Source organism: Onishia taeanensis (genome assembly GCF_013349955.1).
GTDB classification, from domain to species: domain Bacteria; phylum Pseudomonadota; class Gammaproteobacteria; order Pseudomonadales; family Halomonadaceae; genus Onishia; species Onishia taeanensis_B.
Map to the genome: position 1 here is coordinate 198,081 of NZ_JABVXC010000005.1, position 14,909 is coordinate 212,989.

13 protein-coding genes are annotated in these 14,909 nt (G+C 65.0%); 6 read left to right on the forward strand and 7 right to left on the reverse strand.

Annotation, left to right across the window (positions count from 1 at the left end; translation table 11 throughout):
* Window positions 1-112 precede the first annotated feature (112 nt).
* The 5 genes from HUS66_RS08690 to HUS66_RS08710 all read right to left on the reverse strand — a co-directional run bounded on the left by HUS66_RS08690 (window position 113) and on the right by HUS66_RS08710 (window position 6,165).
* Entirely contained in the window at window positions 113-1,654 is a 1,542-nt protein-coding gene (locus HUS66_RS08690; protein ID WP_175070517.1) for a PhnE/PtxC family ABC transporter permease, read from the reverse strand.
* A gap of 30 nt (window positions 1,655-1,684) precedes the next feature.
* Complete coding sequence (locus HUS66_RS08695; RefSeq protein WP_175070518.1) at window positions 1,685-2,338, reverse strand: ATP-binding cassette domain-containing protein; 654 nt, start codon at window positions 2,336-2,338, stop codon at window positions 1,685-1,687.
* The gene (locus tag HUS66_RS08700; protein ID WP_175070519.1) at window positions 2,338-3,192 is read right to left on the reverse strand and encodes a putative selenate ABC transporter substrate-binding protein; all 855 of its coding nucleotides are present in this window, start codon (window positions 3,190-3,192) and stop codon (window positions 2,338-2,340) included. The genes HUS66_RS08695 and HUS66_RS08700 overlap by 1 nt, the downstream gene beginning before the upstream one ends.
* 163 nt (window positions 3,193-3,355) lie before the next feature.
* Entirely contained in the window at window positions 3,356-5,674 is a 2,319-nt protein-coding gene (gene selD / locus HUS66_RS08705) for a selenide, water dikinase SelD (protein ID WP_175070520.1), read from the reverse strand.
* A 203-nt stretch (window positions 5,675-5,877) separates the two neighbouring features.
* Complete coding sequence (locus HUS66_RS08710; RefSeq protein WP_092525639.1) at window positions 5,878-6,165, reverse strand: XRE family transcriptional regulator; 288 nt, start codon at window positions 6,163-6,165, stop codon at window positions 5,878-5,880.
* Between the two features lie 183 nt (window positions 6,166-6,348).
* On the opposite strand from HUS66_RS08710, the gene HUS66_RS08715 reads away from it, so the two are divergent.
* From HUS66_RS08715 to HUS66_RS08730, 4 genes are all read left to right on the forward strand, one after another.
* Window positions 6,349-6,891, forward strand: a complete 543-nt coding sequence (locus HUS66_RS08715; RefSeq protein WP_175070521.1) for a YaeQ family protein — start codon at window positions 6,349-6,351, stop codon at window positions 6,889-6,891.
* A 201-nt stretch (window positions 6,892-7,092) separates the two neighbouring features.
* Complete coding sequence (locus HUS66_RS08720; protein ID WP_175070522.1) at window positions 7,093-8,052, forward strand: TAXI family TRAP transporter solute-binding subunit; 960 nt, start codon at window positions 7,093-7,095, stop codon at window positions 8,050-8,052.
* A 304-nt stretch (window positions 8,053-8,356) separates the two neighbouring features.
* Entirely contained in the window at window positions 8,357-8,839 is a 483-nt protein-coding gene (locus HUS66_RS08725; protein WP_175070523.1) for a DUF1850 domain-containing protein, read from the forward strand.
* Window positions 8,840-8,952: 113 nt separating this feature from the next.
* Window positions 8,953-10,962, forward strand: a complete 2,010-nt coding sequence (locus tag HUS66_RS08730) for a TRAP transporter permease (protein WP_175070524.1) — start codon at window positions 8,953-8,955, stop codon at window positions 10,960-10,962.
* 123 nt (window positions 10,963-11,085) lie between these two features.
* Here the strand turns inward: HUS66_RS08730 and HUS66_RS08735 are convergent, their stop codons facing one another.
* Window positions 11,086-11,760, reverse strand: a complete 675-nt coding sequence (locus HUS66_RS08735; protein ID WP_175070525.1) for a YbaY family lipoprotein — start codon at window positions 11,758-11,760, stop codon at window positions 11,086-11,088.
* Between the two features lie 276 nt (window positions 11,761-12,036).
* On the opposite strand from HUS66_RS08735, the gene purE reads away from it, so the two are divergent.
* Window positions 12,037-12,543 (forward strand): 5-(carboxyamino)imidazole ribonucleotide mutase, encoded by a 507-nt coding sequence (purE, locus tag HUS66_RS08740; RefSeq protein WP_175070526.1) that lies wholly within the window; start codon window positions 12,037-12,039, stop codon window positions 12,541-12,543.
* A 12-nt stretch (window positions 12,544-12,555) separates the two neighbouring features.
* On the forward strand, window positions 12,556-13,722 hold the full coding sequence (locus HUS66_RS08745) for a 5-(carboxyamino)imidazole ribonucleotide synthase (RefSeq protein ID WP_175070527.1): 1,167 nt from the start codon (window positions 12,556-12,558) through the stop codon (window positions 13,720-13,722).
* 136 nt (window positions 13,723-13,858) lie between these two features.
* On the opposite strand, the gene HUS66_RS08750 is transcribed toward HUS66_RS08745, so the two are convergent.
* Complete coding sequence (locus tag HUS66_RS08750) at window positions 13,859-14,902, reverse strand: YeiH family protein (RefSeq protein WP_175070528.1); 1,044 nt, start codon at window positions 14,900-14,902, stop codon at window positions 13,859-13,861.
* Between the last annotated feature and the right edge of the window lie 7 nt (window positions 14,903-14,909).

Here is a 14,909-nt window from a genome sequence, read left to right on the forward strand (position 1 = left end):
GCTCGTCAGACGGCCAAGCCATGCGGTCTTGCCATGCGGTCTTGCCATGCGGGCTTGGCAGAAAGCTTCGGCAGAAAGGATCGGCTGGAGTCGTGAGTCTCCAGCCGGACGCTCAGGGCTCGCAGTTGGCGGTATGGCGCAGCCGCAGGCGGGCGCGCAGGTGACGGGCCAGCACATCGACACCGATGTTGAGCAGGGCGGTGATCAGGATCAGCACCATGGCGCGGTCGAAGCGGATCTCCTGAATAGCGCTGTCGACGTAGAACCCCAGGGTGGTGATGCCAAGAATGCCGAGGATGGCCGTCTCGCGCATGATGATCTCCCAGCGATAGAACAGCAGCGCCAGAAAGGGGCCATAGAGACGCGGGGTGAGCTCATAGGCATAGCGCACGAGGCCGTGAGGCGCGTCCGGGCGCAGGCGCACCTCGTTGCTGCGTCGGCCGACCAGGTGGGCGATGATGCCGCCGTTGTGAATCGCCAAGGCGACCACCGCGGGTAGCATCGAGGGCCCCCATAGCTGGAGCAGGATAAAGGCCAGCAGGTACTCGGGGGTCGAGCGCATGACCACCAGCAGCCCATGGCCGAGCAGGTGGGTCAACCGATTGCCCGGGACTCTGGCGCCAGCCTGCTGCCTGCCGGCAACTGCCCAACGCCCATGCCACCCACGTCCTTGAAAGAAATGACGGGATACCAGTGGGTAGAGCGCCAGCGCCAGCAGGCCGGTCAGCACCAGGGCGATCTGGGAAAGCACCAGGGTGTGCCAGATGCCGGGCAGTGCCTCACTGATCATGATATCGCCAAGCCAGCCAACAAGGCCGGAGAGGCCTTCGCCGTGGCGCAGCGGCGAGGGCACGATGTCTTCGCTGAAGAAGCGCGAGACATTGCTCCAGACGATCGGCAGGCCGCTGCCCAGGCAGAAGGGCGCCACCACCAGATACACCGGCACCAGCAGCGGGCGCACCCAGAGCCGCAGGCTGGCGATCAGGGCGTAGAACAGCAGCAGTAGCGCGCCTACGGTGTCGTAGTGGCCCTGGGCGAAGGCCGATTCCAGATAGAAGCCCAGGGTCGGCATGCCGACGAAGCCGAGCACGGCGCTGGAGCGCAGGCCGCATTCGAGCCGGTAGCTGGTATAGCTGACCAGGTGCGGCCAGGCTTCGCGCAGCCGCGTGAAGGCAAGCGTCGAAAGCCGTCCGCTGCCGGCGGGCAGCACCTGCTCGGGAAGCGGGTCGGTTTCCTCGAGGATCTCGGCAAACACCTTGGCGAAGACCCCGGCATAGGGCAGGGCGATGGCCAGCACCCCGGTCAGCGGATGCAGGCCAAAGAACTGCAGAAAGATCAGCGCCCAGAACAGCTCATGGATGGCGCGCACGAAGGCGCAGATGCTGCGCACCAGGCGTGAATGAAAAATCAGCGCCAGCAGGAAGCCTGCCGTTGCGCCGAGCCCCACGCCGACGAAGGCGAAGGCCAGGGTGCGTAGCAGCGCCACCCAGAGGTGATCGACGGCGCTGACATCCGGCTGCACCAGACCCTGCACCAGCCGGCCGAGCTCATGCCAGGGGGCGTGGGCGGTGATGGAAAGATCGGCGATGCCGAGGCAGAGAATGGCCAGAGCCACGAAGCCAAGGCTTAAACGAGCCGTTGCGGAATGCCACATGGGTAGGCCTTGCGGGTAGGGTGCTTCAATTCAGTAGAGTGGCAGCAGGTCCTGAGCGGTGAGGCGTGCGCTGGGGGCGTCCAGCGCGATACCACCGTCGGCGATGCCGATCACCCGGTCGGTGAAGCGCAGCGCCAGCTCGACGTCGTGCATGGCCAGCACGGCGGTGGGGTAGGCCTGGGTCAGCTCGACCATCAGCGCTTCCGATTGGGGGCCGTCCAGCGCCGAGACCGGCTCGTCGGCCAGCAATACCTCGCCGCCCTGGTGGATCGCTCGGGCCGCCGCCACCCGCTGGCGTTGGCCACCGGAGAGCTCGCCGGCCATGGCCCAGCACTTGTCGTCGATTGCGAGCCGCGCCAGCAACGGCTGGATGGCGGCCACGTCGCGGCGGAAGGGTTTCGCCAGGGTCACCAGGTTGTACCAGGTGGGGTGCGTCGCCAGCGCTCCCATGTAAACGTTATGGAAGACGCTGAGCGAAGGGACCAGACCCAACTCCTGAGGCATCAGCGCCGCGCCGCGGCCCCGCCATTGCTGATACATCACCGCAAGCAGGCTCGACTTGCCGGCACCGCTCTTGCCCACCAGCGCGACGCGTTCGCCGCGCTGAAGGGTCAGGTTGAGTGGCCCCAGCACGCGCTGCTGGCCATAGTCGGCGACCGCATCGGTAAGCGCCAGGGTGCTCATCAGTCGATCAGGTCCAGTTCCTTGCCGACGGATTCGATGATCGCGTAGTCGTCGTTGCTGGCCGGAATGAAACCGGAGCGCGGGAAGCTTTCCAAAAGCTCGGCGTCTTCCATGTTGAGCAGGGCTTGCTGGACGCGATCGGCGAAGCCCGTGCCGAAGCGCTCATCGACGTCGCCGCGGATGGTCCACTGATAGTCCGGGTAGTTCGGGGTCTTCCACACTACCTCGACCTGGTCGGTGTCGATGTTGCCGGCCTCGACCTCGTTCTCCCACACCGTGTAGTTGACGGCGCCCAGGTCATAGGCGCCGGAAGCCACCAGCGAGATGGTGCGGCTGTGGTTGCCGCTGAAGCCGACCCGCGAGAAGACCTCTTCCGGCGGCTGACCGAAGGCCTCGCGCAGATAGTACTCGGGCATCAGGCGACCGGAGGTGGAGCCCTTGGAGCCGAAGGTGAAGGTCATGTCGCGCATCCTGTCCGACAGGCCTTCGCCTGTTTCAAGCCCCGTGCTCTGGTGAGCGATGAAGTAGGTCATGAACTCGGCATCCTCGACGCCCTGGGCCAGAGCGCGGGAATCCGGTACTCGGGCGCGGGCCTGTACGCCGGAGAGGCCGCCGAACCAGGCCAGCTGGACCTGATTGTTGCGAAAGGCGGTCACGGCGGCGGCATAGGACTTCACGGGCACGAAACGGACATCGACCTCGAGCTGCTGCTCCAGATAGTCGGCAACGTTCTGGAAGCGCTGCTGCAGGCGGGTCTCGTCTTCGTCGGGAATGGCGGTAAAGACGAAGGTGTCGGCGCTGGCGATGGGCGCGGCCAGCAGCACGGTCAGAGCGAGAGTCAGGCGCTTGAGCATCGGTATTTTCCTTGTGACGCGGGTAGAAAGCCGGCGTGACGGGCGTGATCAGACGCCATGGTACTCAAAAACGGGCTGAATTGTCCTGCTCGAGCGGCCAAGCGGCCAGTCAATGGGCGCAGGCGTTCATCGTCGGCGCCCTTACTCGCGGCTGACTCGCGGCTTATTCACGTAGCCGAATCGGGGCCGGGTCGTCGGTCATATCCTCGGAGGCCGCGATCACTCGGCCGATGATGGCCGCCTCGACGTAGCCCAACGCCTTGAGTTCAGCGAGACAGGCCTCAGCCCTGTCGGCCGGCACACCGGCCAGCAGACCGCCGGCGGTCTGGGGGTCGAAGAGCAGGCCGTAGCGGGGGTGGTCGCGCCAGCCAGCCTGATCCCGAATGGCCCGGCGCAGGCGCACGTTGGACGGCTGCAGCGAGCTTACGATGCCGGCGGCGAGGGTCGCCTCGGCCCCGTCGAGCAGCGGCAGCGCCGACAATGTCAGTTCGGCATCGACGCCCGAGGGGCGGGTCATCTCGACCAGATGGCCGAGCAGGCCGAAGCCGGTGACATCGGTGCAGGCCCGGGCGCCATGGGCCTGCAGGCAGGTCGCACCGGCCCGGTTCGAGCGGCACATGCTGTTAAGGGCCGCATCGATCCAGCGCCCACGGGCGGCGAGCTGGGCCTGGGCGGCGAACAGAGTGCCGGTACCCAGCGGCTTGGTGAGGATCAGAGCATCTCCCGGGCGCAGGCCATTCTTGCGCATGGGGCGTTCGGGCAGGTCATCGATCAGGCCGTTGACGGCGAAACCCAGCGCCAACTCCTGGCCCTCGCCGGTGTGACCGCCGACCAGCTGGCAGCCGGCGGCGTCGAGCACCTCGACGGCGCCGGTCATCATCTGGCGCAGGGTGTCTTCGACCTTGGCCTCGAGCCCCGGCGGCACCGTGGCCACGGCCATTGCGGTCTGGGCCTCGGCGCCCATGGCGAAGATATCGCCCAGCGCATGGTGGGCGGCCACCTGTCCGAACACATAGGGATCGTCGATAAAGGCGCGAAAGAAGTCGATGCTGTGCACCATGGCCTTGCCCGGCGGCACCCTGACCACGGCGGCATCGTCGGGGTCGGCGAGCCCCACCAGCACCTCGGCGTGCTCGATCGGGGACAGCTCGGCCAACGCCCGCGACAGCACCGAGGCGCCGACCTTGGCCCCGCAGCCGCCGCAGCGCATGGCCAGTGCCGAGAGCGCCTGGGTGTGCTCGTCATCGTCCAGTGTTACGCGGCTGTCGGTGCGAGTGGGCGCCTTGTCGGTCATCGCCGGCAGTTCGTTGAAGCGTGCCATGAAGCGCCGGTCGATATGATCCTTCCACCGCCACAGCCAGGCCCCGGCCCAGGAAAGCGGGCCGCGGGAGGCCACGGCATAGCGGTCGCCACTACTGATCAGCGCCAGCCACTGGCGCTGCGGGCAGTAGGCCGAAAGCGACCTGCCGATCAGGCTGGCGCGCAGGTTGTCGGCCAGCGGCCGCCCCTGGCGCACCGCGAATACGCCGGCCTTCTCCCGGGGGCGGCCGTCCTGGCTGGCGATATCGCCAGCGGCGAAGATGTCCGGGTCGCTAATGGTCTGCAGGTAATCGTTGACCCGAATGAAGCCCTGCTCATTCAGGGCAAGGCCGGTGCCTTCCAGCCAGGCGGCACCGCCGGCCTGGGTCACCCAGACGGTTTCGTCGGTCTCGAATGCCTGGCCCCGGGCATCGATCAGCTTGCCGGTCTCGACCCGAGTGATCTGGCAATTGAGGTGCAGTTCGACCCCGCGGGCTTTCAACAACCGCGTGAAGCGTGCCCGCACCCGGCGGTTATGGGTAGGCAAGACCTCGGCGCTCTGGGTGAAAAGGGCGCACTGGAGCGTGTCGGGATCGCGGCCCTGGGCCTCAAGCTCATGGCGCAGGCGGTATTGCATGGCCAGCAGCAGTTCGACGCCGCCGGCACCGCCACCCACCACCGCCAGGCGCAGCGGGGCGTTTTTCTCGGTCGGCCGCTCGGCGAGGCGCGCGAGCAGTTCGCCCCAGCGCTTGCGGAAGGCACGGATTGGTTTGACCGCGACCGCATGATCCGCGGCGCCGGCCACCTGACCGACCCGCGGCGTCGAGCCGATATTGATCGACAGCTTGTCATAGGGCAGCGGCGGGCGGTGGGCGAAGGTTACCGTATGAGCGTGGCGGTTGATGCCGGTGGCTTCGTCGCGCACGAAGCGTGCGCCGGCGGCTTGTGCCAGGCGGCGTAGATCGATGTGCACCTCATCGAACTCATAGTGCCCGGCGACATAGCCCGGCAGCATGCCGGAATAGGGCGTGTGGGTATCGCGGCAGACCAGCGTCAGGCGCACCCCGGGCTCGGGGCGCATCGCGAAGCGTCGCAGCACGGCGACGTGGCTATGTCCGCCCCCGATGAGCACGATGTCGCGACTGATCGGGGCTTGCCTGACCGAGGGGTCCGCTGACTGCATGCGATGGGCCTCTGCAAGTGGGTGGCTGATGAAGTTGGCGGATAGGCACTGATGCGCCGCCCACACAAAAAATCCAGCCCCGTTGCCGGCGCTGGACTTGCATAGTCTATCGATCAGGCGTGGCGTTACGCCATGCCATCTTCCACGCATCGCTTTAGCGGGGCGAGGAATCGATCATGGGGTCGGAATAGGAGAGTCATGTTCTAGGGCGGCAGGGGGCTGCCATCGTCGACGCAGACGCAGTTGCGCAGCGATTGAAGCTCATCGACCGAGAATTGCTCGATCTTGCCGGCCAGCAGATCGCTGAGCCGTTTGGAAGGAATGCCCGCGCGCTGGGCAATTTCGCGATTGGGAAGCTCGGAAAGAGCGATCTTGCGGGAAACAATGCGCATCAGGCGCGAGCGTTTCTCCAGTTCCCTGACGTCCAGGTCGGGTGCCATTCGCGAGGGTTCGAGGGCATCCCAACCGGTCGATAATCGTGCCGTACTCATGACGCTCCGTAGACTTGGCTTTCGATGCACTCAGCATGCAAGGTTTTGGCGACATCCGCCAGAGGAATTGCCACGATTTTTGCGATCTTTTCTGCTCCTGGTCAAGGCCTGACGCGTCTTCATCGTGCTGAGGCGGCAAGGGGAGTAGACTGCCGCCCCAACACCCCTGACTGGACGTATTGCATGGCGCTTACCGCGACCCCCTACAAGGTGGATCTCAACCTCACCGATCTTGACCGCAACGTCTACCAGACGCTGCGCTTCACCGTGGCCCGCCATCCTTCCGAGACCGAGCCGCGCATGGCGGCTCGCCTGCTGGCTCATGCGCTGTGGTATGACGAGGCGATAGCCTTTGGCCGCGGCCTGTCCGATGTCGATGAACCCGCCCTGTGGGTCAAAAGCCTGGATGGACGCGTGCTGCACTGGATCGAGGTCGGCCAGCCGGATGCCGAGCGCCTGACCTGGTGTTCGCGGCGCACCGAGCAGTTGTCGCTGCTGGCCTATGGCAGCCTGCGGGTCTGGGAGACCAAGGTGCTGCCGGCGGTATCGACCCTCAAGAACTTGTCCATCGCGGCGCTGCCTCAGGAGGCACTGGAGGCGCTCGCCGAGGACCTGCCGCGCAGCATCAACTGGGCGATCATGATCTCGGAAGACACCCTCTTCGTGACCGATGAGCGCGGCCAGCACGAACTGGCCCTCGAATGGCTTCAGGGCGGGCGCGACTGACCTGGAGCATGCCAAGAATTGTCGCTGGAAGTATCCAATAGTCGTAGGAGCATGGTGACATCGCGCGTCGACGTGCTAGCTTTTTAGGGAATATGCATGCAAACGATAGGGCTGTCGGCAGGCGCCGGGAGCCTCGTTGTGAAGATAACAACATCGGGCCATGGCCCTGTGCCAGTTGAAGCCCTGCCCCAAGGAGTCTCCATGCGCGTTCTCAAGTATGCCCTCGCTGCGTCCCTGATCGCCGCCTCGTCTTCGGCCGTGGCCCAGCAGCTGTCGATCGCTACTGGCGGTACTGGTGGCACCTACTACCCCTACGGCGGCGGCATCGCCGAACTGATCAACAACCAGCTAGAAGGTTATGAAGCCGTTGCCGAGGTGACCGGTGCCTCGGTGGAGAACATGGCGCTGATCTATCGCGAGGATTCAGATCTGGCCATCGCCCTGGCCGACACCGTCTATCAGGCTTACACCGGAACCGGTGACTTCGACGGCCGTCAGGTCGAGGACGTGCGCGCCATCGCCTCCCTGTATCCGAATGCGGTACAGATCGTGACCCTGGCCGACTCCGGCATCGAGAGCCTATCCGATCTCAAGGACAAGGTGGTTTCCGTTGGTGCGCCGGGCAGCGGCACCGAGCTCAATGCTCGCGCCGTGCTGGAGTCCAATGGCATCACCTATGACGACTTCGATCCGCGGCGTCTGAACTTCAACGAGACCGCCGATGCGCTGCGCGACGGCGACATCGCCGCCGGTTTCTGGAGCGTTGGCCCGCCGACCAGCTCGATCCTCAACCTGGCCACGACTCGCGATATTCGCTTGATCGGGCTGACCGACGAAGAAGTCGCCAACGCTCGCGGGGAGTCTGAGGTGTTTGCGCCCTATACGCTGCGTGCCGGCATCTATGAAGGCGTCAAGGAGCCCGTTCAGACCATCGGCATTCCCAACGTGCTGACCGTTAATGCCTCCATGGATGACCAACTGGCCTACGACATCACCAAGCTGCTGTTCGAGCAGACCGACAAACTGATCGCCATCCATCCGGCGGCCAACGACACCACGGTCGAGTTCAGCACCGACGCCACGCCGATTCCCTTCCACCCGGGCTCCCTGCGCTACTACGAGGAAGTAGGTGCCGAGGTGGCGGACTATCAGCGGCCGTGAACCGATGATGTCTAACGTCAATGAGGATCCACAGGGGCGAGCCGGCGGGCTCGCCCCCTTGTGTTCTAGCCTGTTAACTCGGCTGACGGCTAAATTGCCTCGTCGCCCCGTCGTTCGGCTGCGTGCTGCCTCTGGGCTGTTGGCGCCGATAGCGATGTTGATGCTGGCTTTTCCGGCTAGTGCTTCCCCAGATAGCAGTTTTCCAGGCAGTATCTCTCTAGACAGCAGTTCTCTAGACAGCAGTTCGCAAGGTCGTACTGCTCGAGCCAGTACGTCGCAGACCAGTAGGCCCCAAGAGCGCCTCATGTCGGGCGCTTCTGCCACGACTGTCGTTGCCAACGACACTGACGGTGCATCCGAGAACCGGGTGCTCGAGGTGCGGGATCGCAGCGATGCGCTGCTGGTTAGCCTGCCGGTGCCGCAGGGAGAAGGCTGGTGTCTCAAGTGGAACCACTCGGTAGAGGGCTTTCCGGTCCTCGACTGCTACCGTAACGAGCATGGCCGGATGGTGCTCGAGCGAAGCCACCAGCCGGACTTTGCCGCCGGCCTTGGCCATGTGCCGGGCCGGGGACGCCAGGTAAGCGATGGCCATGGCGGCTACTGGATCAAGGGTATCCACGAGCCGGTGCCGGGCGACCGCTACCTGCTGAGAGTCGGCGCGCCGCGGGTCAATCACCGCCTGGTCCGTGAGGACAAGACGGTAAGCCTGAGCGATCTGGCGGCCGGGCAGCGGGTGAGCATCGGGCTGCGGCCTGTGCCGGCTTCCGACTCTTCGGACAACACCTAGGCTCTGTTCGAAAAGGCGGCGCACGAAGACCGTTGCTCGACAGAGTCCTTTCTTTTTTCGTGGGTCCGGCGCCGCCTTGGTGGCCGGAATATTCCATTTTCTAGAGGGACCTCATGAGCGATTCGGCCACTTCCCCCATCGTGCCTGGCAGCCAGGCTCAACATGCGCGACCGATCCTGTGGCTGATCGCCTTGGTAGCGGTGGGTCTTTCGCTGTTCCAGCTGTATTCCGCCGGCATCCAGCCGCTGGGGCTCTTCTACCAGCGCAGCATTCATCTGGCGCTGATCATGATGCTGGCGTTTTTGATGTTCCCGGTGTTCGGCCCCAAGCGTCGGCGGGGCGTCGTGGGCGGGGCCATCGATCTGGCTTTCTTTGCCGGGGCGGTGATCACCGGCGGCTATCTGGTGCTCTATCTCGACGATATCTTCAATCGCGCCGGTTTCTGGAACCAGACCGATATCGTGGTGGGCTGCATCGCCACGGTCACCGTGCTCGAGGCGAGCCGCCGCGCGGTGGGGCTCGGCATGACGATTATCGGCATTCTGGCGCTGCTCTATGCCTTTGCCGGCCCGCGGGGTGAGCTGCCCTGGCTGGGGCAGTTCCTGCCCGGAATCATGGAGCATCGCGGCTACGATCTGGAGCGAGTCGTGGGCCAGCTATATTTGGGCCAGGAAGGCATCTTCGGCTTGCCGATGGGGGTCGCGGCGACCTATATCTTCATCTTCGTGCTGTTCGGTGCCTTTCTCGAGATCACCGGCGCCGGCAAGTTCTTCATCGATCTGGCCTATGCGGCCACCGGTCGCCAGCGCGGCGGGCCGGCCAAGGCAGCGGTGCTCGCCTCGGCGGGCATGGGCTCGATTTCCGGCAGTGCGATTGCCAACGTGGTCACCACCGGGGCCTTTACCATTCCGCTGATGAAACGGCTGGGCTTCAGGCCGGCCCAGGCCGGCGGCATCGAGGCGGCGGCCTCCACCGGTGGGCAGATCATGCCGCCGCTGATGGGGGCGGGCGCCTTCCTGATTGCCGAATATACCCAGATGCCCTATCTCGAGGTGGTCAAGGTCAGCGTGCTGCCGGCCATTCTGTATTTCGCCACCGTCTATCTGTTCGTGCATATCATCGCTCTCAAGCAGGGCATGCTGGGCATGTCACGCTCTGAGCTGCCGCAGGTTCGTGATGTGATGCGCGAGGGCTGGCATTTCCTGCTGCCGCTGGGGGTGCTGGTGTGGCTGCTGGTGATGAACATGTCGCCGATGCGGGTCGGCTACTTCGCGGTGATCACTATGCTGGTGGTGGCGGCGCTGCGTTTCTCGGTGTGGTTCCTGTTCGTGGCGCCGGCCCAGGGCAAGCCGGTGACCGGAAAGCGTATCGGTGAGGCGCTGTGGGCCGGGGCGGTCAAGCTGACTCAGGGGCTGGAACTCGGTGCGCGTAATGCCGTAGCGGTGTCGATGGCCTGCGCGGTAGCCGGCATCATCGTTGGCGTGGTGGGTCTGACCGGCCTGGGACTCAAGTTCTCGGCGATGATGCTGGCCTTCTCGGATGGCAATCTCTTGCTGGCGCTGGTCATGGTACTGCTGGCCAGTCTGGTACTGGGCATGGGCCTGCCGGTGACGGCGAGCTATATCGTACTGATCGTGCTGGTCGGTCCGGCGCTGTCCAACGAGTTCGGTGTGCCGCTGCTGATCGCTCACCTGGTGGTGTTTTGGTATTCCCAGGACTCCAACGTCACGCCGCCGATTGCGCTGGCGGGTTTCGCCGGTGCGGCGATAGCCGGCAGCAAACCGATGGAAACCGGCTTCCAGGCCTGGAAGTTCGCCAAGGGACTCTATCTGATTCCACTGTTCATGGTCTTCAATCCCGAGATCATCATCGGCGGTCCGGTGCCGGTCGTGATCTGGAATGGCGTGATTGCGATTCTGGCGTTGGGCGCCTTTGCGGCGGCCCTGGAAGGCTATCTGTTCACCCGCATGTCCTGGCCGGTGCGTCTGGTTATCGTGCCGGCGATCATCGGGGTCTTCTATCCGGATCTGCGTGCCGAGATTGCCGGCGCCGTGGTGATGGCGCTGGCCATCGCCGGCAACTGGCTGGCCTGCCGTCGGGAGGCGCCGGCAGCGGCGGGCTGATGGCCGTCTGACGCGACAGGTCGTATCACTCAGCACAGCCCCACCCGTAACTTGGGTGGGGCTGTGTTTTTGCTGCTGGGTCGTGACACCTAAGTGGTCCACGCCTTGAGCAATGGTCGGGGGTTAGCTCTGTTCGGACGCCTTTGACTCAGCCTGTTCTGTGGCAGGTTTGGTCTCTTGGTCTGATTGGCTGAATACTTGCTCGCTCGGTGCGTTTTCCACCGGTTCCAGCATCAGGGCCATCGGGCCCGGCTGGCTGTCGGCGTTCAAGGCCAGGGCTTCGGGCTCGGCCGTCGACCACAGCACCAGGTCATTCGCATTGCGTACCTCGGCCTGTAGCACCTGGCGATGGTCGTCGTTGAGGGGCGCACTCGGCATCGTCAGGCTAAAAGGCAGGGGCAGGGCGACCCGGTCGGCGTCGAAGGCTTCCTCGCTCAACACCTTGGCGCTACCGTCCTCGAGAGAGATATTGATCAACTGTACGTGGATCTCGGCATCGGTCGGCAGTGAGAGGCTCTCGGGGGCGCTGAGCGTGCCACTCAGGGTCAGGGTGGCGGCATCGTCAAAGGCATCGCCCTGGGCATCGTCATTGCTGCTATTGGCATCCTGCTGGGATGTGGTCGTTTCGGACGAACTCTTCTCGGCCATGGCTTGGTCCGTCCCTTGATGGCTGCTCGAGCCCGCATTAGTGCTTGGGCTTGCATCGTTGCCGGCGACGTTCTCTTCGTTACGGGCATCGCAGGCGGCCAGGGTCAGGGCACTGGTCAGTGCGGCGATCAGGGTAAGATGGCGTGTCATGGGGCGTCTCCTTCAATCGAGATCGGGGGCGGGCCCCGGGATGACCGGCAATCCGGCCGGTGTCGATGGAAGGACCCTAACAAGCAAGTACGCACTCAGAGTGCAAGTTGCTGTCTCCGCTGAGCGACGCCAAGCGTCCAAGAGACTTCCCCCGACGCCCGCGAGGCGGTATGCTGCGCGGTTTTCAGGCGGCTGGACCGGGTTGTGTCGGGCCGTCTCCTCGCCCCGCTGTGCGGCGTCCTCAGATCGTGCAGCCCAACCATCAGGAGCAAGGCGATGCAGCCGTCGAACGAGCCACCACGCGTTGGCGTGATCATGGGATCCAAGTCGGACTGGCCGGTCATGGAGCACGCGGTGGCGATGCTCGAGAAGCTCGGTGTGGCCTATGAAACCAAGGTGGTGTCCGCCCATCGCACGCCGGACCTGCTCTTCGACTACGCCAAGAGTGCCGCCGAGCGCGGCCTGTCGGTGATCATCGCCGGTGCCGGCGGGGCGGCCCATCTGCCCGGGATGGTGGCCTCCCAGACGCCGCTGCCGGTGCTCGGTGTGCCGGTGGAGTCGAAGTCGCTCAAGGGATTGGATTCGCTGCTGTCGATCGCTCAGATGCCCGGCGGCATCGCCGTGGGTACCCTGGCCATCGGCAAGCCCGGCGCCACCAACGCCGGCCTGCTGGCCGCGCAGATCGTTGGCCTGCAGGATGCCAAGGTACGCGAAGCCGTCGAGACCTTCCGTGCCGAGCAGACCCAGAAGGTGCTGGATAATCCCGATCCCCGGGCCGAGTGAGGAGACGCTGTCATGAGTGATGCTGCCAACGATGCTGCCAACAACGCGACCGGAACCGCCATCGGCGTGCTAGGCGCCGGCCAACTGGGCCGCATGCTGGCGCTGGCGGGCTATCCGCTGGCCAACCGCTTCGTGTTCCTGGATACCACCGGCAATCCGAGCGCCGGCATCGGTGAGGTGATGATCCTCGAACCGAAAGACCAGCAGCGCCAGCTCGAAGAGTTCCTCGCCAAGGTCGACCTGGTCACCTACGAGTTCGAACATCTGCCGGTGTCGCTGGTGCAGGCCATTGAGGCGCACAAGCCGGTCTATCCGTCCAGCGAGGCGATTCGCGTCTGCCAGAACCGGGCTGAAGAAAAGGCGTTGTTCGATCGTTTGCATATTCCCACGCCAGCCTATCGCCTGGTCGAGAGCGCTGAGGAACTCGAGGCCGCGGCCCGCGAACTGGGCACGCCGGTGGTCGCCAAGTCGGTCACCGAGGGTTATGACGGCAAGGGACAGGCGGTGCTCAAGTCGCCGGACGAGGCTAAGGACGCCTGGGCATCGATCAAGCATTCCCGGCTGATTGTCGAAGCCTTTGTCGACTTCGTGCGCGAGGTGTCGATCATCGCCGTGCGCGGCCGCGACGGCCAGGTGGTCTTCTATCCGATGGCCGAGAACCAGCACGTCGATGGCATCCTGCGCTATTCGGTGGCGCCGCTGCCGGACCTCGATGACAGCGTCCAGCAGACCGCCGACGATTATATCCGCGCGCTGCTCGATGAGCTGGACTACGTCGGGGTGCTGACGCTTGAGCTGTTTCAGACCCGCGACGGCGGCCTGATGGCCAACGAAATGGCGCCCCGGGTCCACAACTCCGGCCACTGGAGCCAGGACGGCGCGGCGACCAGCCAGTTCGAGAACCATCTGCGCGCCATCCAGGGCCTACCCCTGGGTGATACCGCGGCTCGGGCGCCGACCTGCATGGTCAATGTGATCGGTCGCGAGGGCGATCCCGCCGAGATTCTCGCCATCGAGGACGCCCACCTGCATCGCTACGGCAAGAGCGAGCGGGCCGGGCGTAAGCTTGGTCACGTCAATCTGGTGGCGCCGACCCATACGGCGCTGATGGAGAAGGTCCGCGCCTGTGCCGCCCTGCTGCCCGGGGCGCCGGCGCCGAAGATGAGCTTCGAAGGCTAATATTGTTAGACAGGTCTTTTTAGACAGACCCTCGTTCGCTGATTAGCGGCCGAGCAAGAACGACGCCGCACCTCTCGGAGTGCGGCGTCTTTGCGTGTGATCGGCAATCTTGATCGCAGGGGGTGGACCTGGAGGGTTAGCCCATCAGCGCCAGGCTTGCCAGCCCGCCCCCCAGCATCAGCAGCGTGAAGAGACACAGCGCCAGGACCAGCGGCTTGACGCCCAGCGCCTTGAGGCTCGCCAGTCGGGTGTTGAGGCCGAGTGCGCCCATGGCCATGGTAAGGGCTAGCTGGCCGGTCATCACCAGCCCTTGGTGCAGCGCCGCCGGCAGCGTGATCAGGCTGTTGAAGATGACCATGGCCACGAAGCCGAAAGCGAACCAGGGAATCGTCATGCCGCCTGCTGGGCGCCCGGCGCTTTCATCGGCATTCTCTGCCGTGCGGTTCAGCCACCAGCGGCCGACGATCAGCAGGAAGGGGACCAGCATCATCACCCGCACCAGCTTGACGATCACCGCATTGGCCAGCGCATCGGGGCCGACCGCGTCACCGGCAGCGACGACCTGGGCGACCTCATGCACGGTGGCGCCGATGTAGATGCCGAAGAGGCCTTCGGGCATTCCGGTCAGTGGATAGAGCAGCGGATAGACCAGCATGGCCAGCGAGCCGAACAGCACGACGGTAGCCACTGCCATCGAGGCGGCAGCAGGGCGCGCGCGGATCGTGGTCTCGGTGGCCAGCACCGCGGCGGCGCCGCAGATGGCGCTACCGGCGCTGGTCAGCAGGGCAGTCTCCCGGTCCAGGCCCAACCAGCGGGTGCCGAGCTGGTAGCCGATGACAAGTACGCTTGAGATGACCAGCAGGTCGAGCAGCACAATCCTGGGGCCCAGTGCCATCACCTGCTCGAGCGTCAGCGACAGCCCGAACAGTACGATGCCGCCGCGCAGCAGCCAGCGGGTGGCAAAGGCGAGGCCGGGTCCGGTGCGCTCGAAAAACCCCCGGCTGGTCAGGCCGCTGGGAAGAAGGGGGTGCAGCTTCTTAGCGGGTATATTGCCGAGCACCAGGCCCAGCAGCAGCGCAAACACCAGCGGGCTCATGCCGCTGTCGGCGAGCCCCGGCAGGGCGGCCGCGCCGGTGCCGGCCAATGAAACGAGCGCACAGAGCAGCAGGCCTTGCCACATGAGTCGG

Excerpts from the sequence above, each read along its gene's own strand:
- HUS66_RS08700 (WP_175070519.1), bottom strand. The coding sequence starts at position 3,192 with ATGCTCAAGCGCCTGACTCTCGCTCTGACCGTGCTGCTGGCCGCGCCC.
- HUS66_RS08730 (WP_175070524.1), top strand. The coding sequence starts at position 8,953 with ATGAGCGATTCGGCCACTTCCCCCATCGTGCCTGGCAGCCAGGCTCAA.
- HUS66_RS08745 (WP_175070527.1), top strand. The coding sequence starts at position 12,556 with ATGAGTGATGCTGCCAACGATGCTGCCAACAACGCGACCGGAACCGCC.
- HUS66_RS08690 (WP_175070517.1), bottom strand. The coding sequence starts at position 1,654 with ATGTGGCATTCCGCAACGGCTCGTTTAAGCCTTGGCTTCGTGGCTCTG.
- HUS66_RS08725 (WP_175070523.1), top strand. The coding sequence starts at position 8,357 with ATGTCGGGCGCTTCTGCCACGACTGTCGTTGCCAACGACACTGACGGT.
- HUS66_RS08735 (WP_175070525.1), bottom strand. The coding sequence starts at position 11,760 with ATGACACGCCATCTTACCCTGATCGCCGCACTGACCAGTGCCCTGACC.
- HUS66_RS08750 (WP_175070528.1), bottom strand. The coding sequence starts at position 14,902 with ATGTGGCAAGGCCTGCTGCTCTGTGCGCTCGTTTCATTGGCCGGCACC.
- HUS66_RS08710 (WP_092525639.1), bottom strand. The coding sequence starts at position 6,165 with ATGAGTACGGCACGATTATCGACCGGTTGGGATGCCCTCGAACCCTCG.
- HUS66_RS08715 (WP_175070521.1), top strand. The coding sequence starts at position 6,349 with ATGGCGCTTACCGCGACCCCCTACAAGGTGGATCTCAACCTCACCGAT.
- HUS66_RS08720 (WP_175070522.1), top strand. The coding sequence starts at position 7,093 with ATGCGCGTTCTCAAGTATGCCCTCGCTGCGTCCCTGATCGCCGCCTCG.
- HUS66_RS08695 (WP_175070518.1), bottom strand. The coding sequence starts at position 2,338 with ATGAGCACCCTGGCGCTTACCGATGCGGTCGCCGACTATGGCCAGCAG.
- purE (WP_175070526.1), top strand. The coding sequence starts at position 12,037 with ATGCAGCCGTCGAACGAGCCACCACGCGTTGGCGTGATCATGGGATCC.
- selD (WP_175070520.1), bottom strand. The coding sequence starts at position 5,674 with ATGCAGTCAGCGGACCCCTCGGTCAGGCAAGCCCCGATCAGTCGCGAC.